The organism is Demequina sp. (assembly GCF_024642165.1).
In the GTDB taxonomy this organism is placed as follows: Bacteria; Actinomycetota; Actinomycetes; order Actinomycetales; family Demequinaceae; genus Demequina.
In genome coordinates this window covers 1-3,438 of the sequence record NZ_JAHEBP010000164.1, presented here as the reverse complement: position 1 = coordinate 3,438, position 3,438 = coordinate 1, and the positions used below count along the sequence as shown (strand labels likewise).

The window sequence follows — 3,438 nt, the reverse complement described above, 5'->3', positions numbered from 1 at the left end:
TACTACGACGCGGCGGACGATGACGGCCCGCACCGCGGCATGGGAATCGCCCGCATGATCGCGCACACCACGTACCGCAGCGCGGGCGAGCTCAACGACCGCTTCGGGCGGTCCTACCAGGGAGAATCCGACCCGATCGGCCGCGGCGGCCAGTTCGCGGTGCAGAGCTACCTGGCGCATCACGCCCGCAAGCTCGCCCGCCGATTCGACGCCAACACGTACGTGCGGCTCGCGCAGTCGATCCAGTCACACGACGTGGGTCGCGGACGCGGCGGAGTCGAGACCGCGCTGGCCCGCTACACGGACCCGGCACTGGTCATTGCCATCGATTCCGACAGGCTCTATCCTCTTCAGAACTCGCAGCGCCTTGACGCGGCGCTGAGCGGCTCGAATGGTGTCAAGGTGGTCCACTCCCCCGTGGGTCACGACGGCTTCCTGGTCGAGACCGCGCAGATGAATGCCTTCATGGAGGAGTTCGAGCGCTCGCTCTAGCTCGCACCTCCCCGCACCACCCCTAGCCACGCCCCGCGCGACACCACCACCCCCACACGCCAGGATGGAACCATGCCCGACCACTTTCCCCACCTTCACACGCGCCCTGCGACCGGGTGGGTCAACGACCCGAACGGGATCGGCTTCTGGGACGGCCAATGGCACGTGATGATGCAGTGGAACCCGAACGGCACCGGCTGGGGCGACATCCACTGGGCGCACCTCAGCTCGCCGGACCTGCTGCACTGGACCGAGGAGCGCCCGGGGCTGACCCCGCGGCCCGGCACCATCGACGCGGGCGGCGCGTGGAGCGGCGTGGCTGCCACCGACGACGACGGCCGGATCGCCCTGATCTATAGCGCCACCCCTGCCGGCCCGGACGAGGTCGGGGTCGCCATCGCGCGGCTCGCCCCGGGCACCCAGGACGTGTGGGAGCAGCCGGACGCCATGACGCTGCCCCACCCGGACGGGCCCGGCTTCAAGGATGTGCGTGACCCGTTCCTGTTCCACCACGAGGGCCGCAGGCTGGCCCTGCAGGGCTCCCGCATCGACGATCACGGCGCGGTGCTGCTCTTCGACGTGGAGGACCTTGACGACTGGAAGTACCTGGGCACGCTGTTGAGCGACCACGAGGTGGGCGACCCGATCCCTCGCGAGCCCAACTTCTGGGAGTGCCCCCAGCTGGTGCGCGTGGGCGACCGGTGGGTCCTCGTCGTGTCGTGGTGCTCGCTGGGCGAGGCCACTGTGGACTCGGGTGCACGCGCCGTCGCCGCGTGGGCCGGGGACCTGGTCGCGGACGGTGACGGCTACCGGTTCGTTCCCGAGACCAGCGCCGCGCTCGACCACGGCGAGGACTTCTACGCGCCGCAGCTGGTCGAGGCCGAGGGCCGCGCGCTCGCGTGGGGCTGGAGCTGGGACGGCCACCATGAGATCGCCGCGGACCGTCCGGAGGCCGATGTGGTGGCCTCGGGTTGGGCGGGCACCATGACGTTCCCGCGCGAGGTGGCGCTGGACGATGCGGGGGTCCCGGTGCTGCGCCCGGCCCCCGAGCTGGCGGCGCTCAAGGCTGGCGCGCTGCCCGTGACGCACGAGGGCGCGGGACGCGTGCTGACCACCGACGAGGCCGCGTGGGCCGCGACGGTCGACGCGGGCTGGTCGCTGGTGCTCGAGGGCCCCGACGGAGTGCGCGACGTGCTGGGCCCCGACCGGCCCGCCGGAGAGGTGTGGGTCGACGGGTCCATCGTCGAGGTCTTCGACGCCGCGGGCTCGACCACGGTGCGCGCCTACCCGGCGGACGGCGAGACCTGGGTGCTCATCTCGGACGGCGCGATAGCGGCGCATCGGCTCGCGCTGCCCGCCTGACCGGCGGCGCCCTCCAGGGAACTCACCGCCGGCGCGCACGCTCCGGCGTTACTCCCACTTGGTCCAGCTGACCACGTTCATCGCACCCCCCAGTGACGACTTCAACCATGTTCCGACATCGACCGTATCTCGCGAGGCGGTCGAGGACCACCCCCATTTCTGGGGGTCCTCGGCAATCTGCCAGGGATTGCAGGGGTTTGTCGGAATGGTCGGCGTGGGCTTCGTCTCGGTGCGCGGCGGTCCCCACCGTGGCCGCCCGCGAGCCGGTGACCGGAGCCGGAGTTGCGCATCCCGGCCCGGTGCGCATAGTCTCTCGCCCATGTTCCGTCGAATGTGTCGCTGACCCAAGCGCACGTTTGACGTGCGCCCGTGAGGGCGCCGGCCGCCTCTCCCCTCGGGGATGAGCGCAGGCCCTTCGGCTCCTGATCACGGGCTCACCGCCACGTGTCGCACCGCGCCCTCCGGGGTCGCGGACGGTCGGCGCGCTTGCACGCCCGGCGGTCGGTGACGCTCACCCGGGGGATGCGGATCAGCCAGGCGAACCAGCCACAGCCAGATCCACACACCAGCCACACCCCACAGGAGCTTCATCATGACCACCAACAACGACTGGGCCTTCGAGACCAAGCAGATCCACGCCGGCCAGACCCCCGACAAGGAGACCGGCGCCCGCGCACTGCCGATCTACCAGACCACCAGCTTCGTGTTCGAGGACACCACGCAGGCGGCGGCCCGCTTCGCCCTCGCCGAGCTGGGACCGATTTACACCCGCATCGGCAACCCGACGCAGCAGGCGGTCGAGGACCGCGTCGCGGCGCTCGAGGGCGGCGTGGCGGCCCTGCTTCTCGCCTCCGGTAGCGCCGCCAACACGGTCGCCATCCAGAACGTCGCGGAGGCCGGCGACCACATCGTCTCCTCCCCCAGCCTCTACGGCGGCACGTACAACCTGTTCGAGTACACGCTGCCCAAGTTCGGCATCGAGGTGACGTTCGTCGACAACCCCGATGACCCGGAGTCCTGGCGCAAGGCCGTCCGCCCCAACACCAAGGCCTTCTTCGGGGAGTCGATCTCCAACCCCAAGCAGGACCTGCTCGACATCGAGGCGGTCGCCGCGGTGGCCCACGAGGCCGGCGTCCCGCTCATCGTCGACAACACCGTCGCCAGCCCCTACCTGGTGCAGCCGCTGAAGTGGGGCGCGGACATCGTCACCCACTCGGCCACCAAGTACCTGGGCGGGCACGGCACGGCGATCGGCGGCGTGATCGTCGACGGCGGCAGCTTCGACTACGCGCAGTACCCGGAGCGCTTCCCGAACTACAACACCCCGGACCCGAGCTATCACGGCCTGGTCTACGCGCGGGACCTGGGGGTGGGCAGCCCGTTCGGCGCCAACCTCAGCTTCATCCTCAAGGCCCGCGTGCAGTTGTTGAGGGACACGGGCGCGGCGATCAGCCCGTTCAACGCGTTCCTCATCGCGCAGGGCATCGAGACGTTGAGCCTGCGCGTCGAGCGTCACGTGGAGAACGCCAAGCGGGTCGCCGCCTTCCTCGAGGGCCACGCCCAGGTCCACTCGGTCGCCTACTC

3 protein-coding genes are annotated in these 3,438 nt (G+C 70.6%); all 3 read left to right on the top strand.

Features of this window, described 5'->3' with window-relative positions; translation table 11 throughout:
- The coding region (locus tag Q0L54_RS10930; RefSeq protein ID WP_296668046.1) for an alpha/beta fold hydrolase at window positions 1-492 on the top strand (492 nt) is incomplete at its 5' end.
- Window positions 493-564: 72 nt separating this feature from the next.
- On the top strand, window positions 565-1,854 hold the full coding sequence (locus tag Q0L54_RS10925; RefSeq protein ID WP_296668044.1) for a glycoside hydrolase family 32 protein: 1,290 nt from the start codon (window positions 565-567) through the stop codon (window positions 1,852-1,854).
- Window positions 1,855-2,446: 592 nt separating this feature from the next.
- Window positions 2,447-3,438, top strand: a 992-nt coding sequence (locus tag Q0L54_RS10920; protein ID WP_296668042.1) for an aminotransferase class I/II-fold pyridoxal phosphate-dependent enzyme, incomplete at its 3' end; no start/stop codon positions are given.

Coding starts and splice junctions, on each gene's coding strand:
- Q0L54_RS10925 (WP_296668044.1), top strand. CDS start 565: ATGCCCGACCACTTTCCCCACCTTCACACGCGCCCTGCGACCGGGTGG.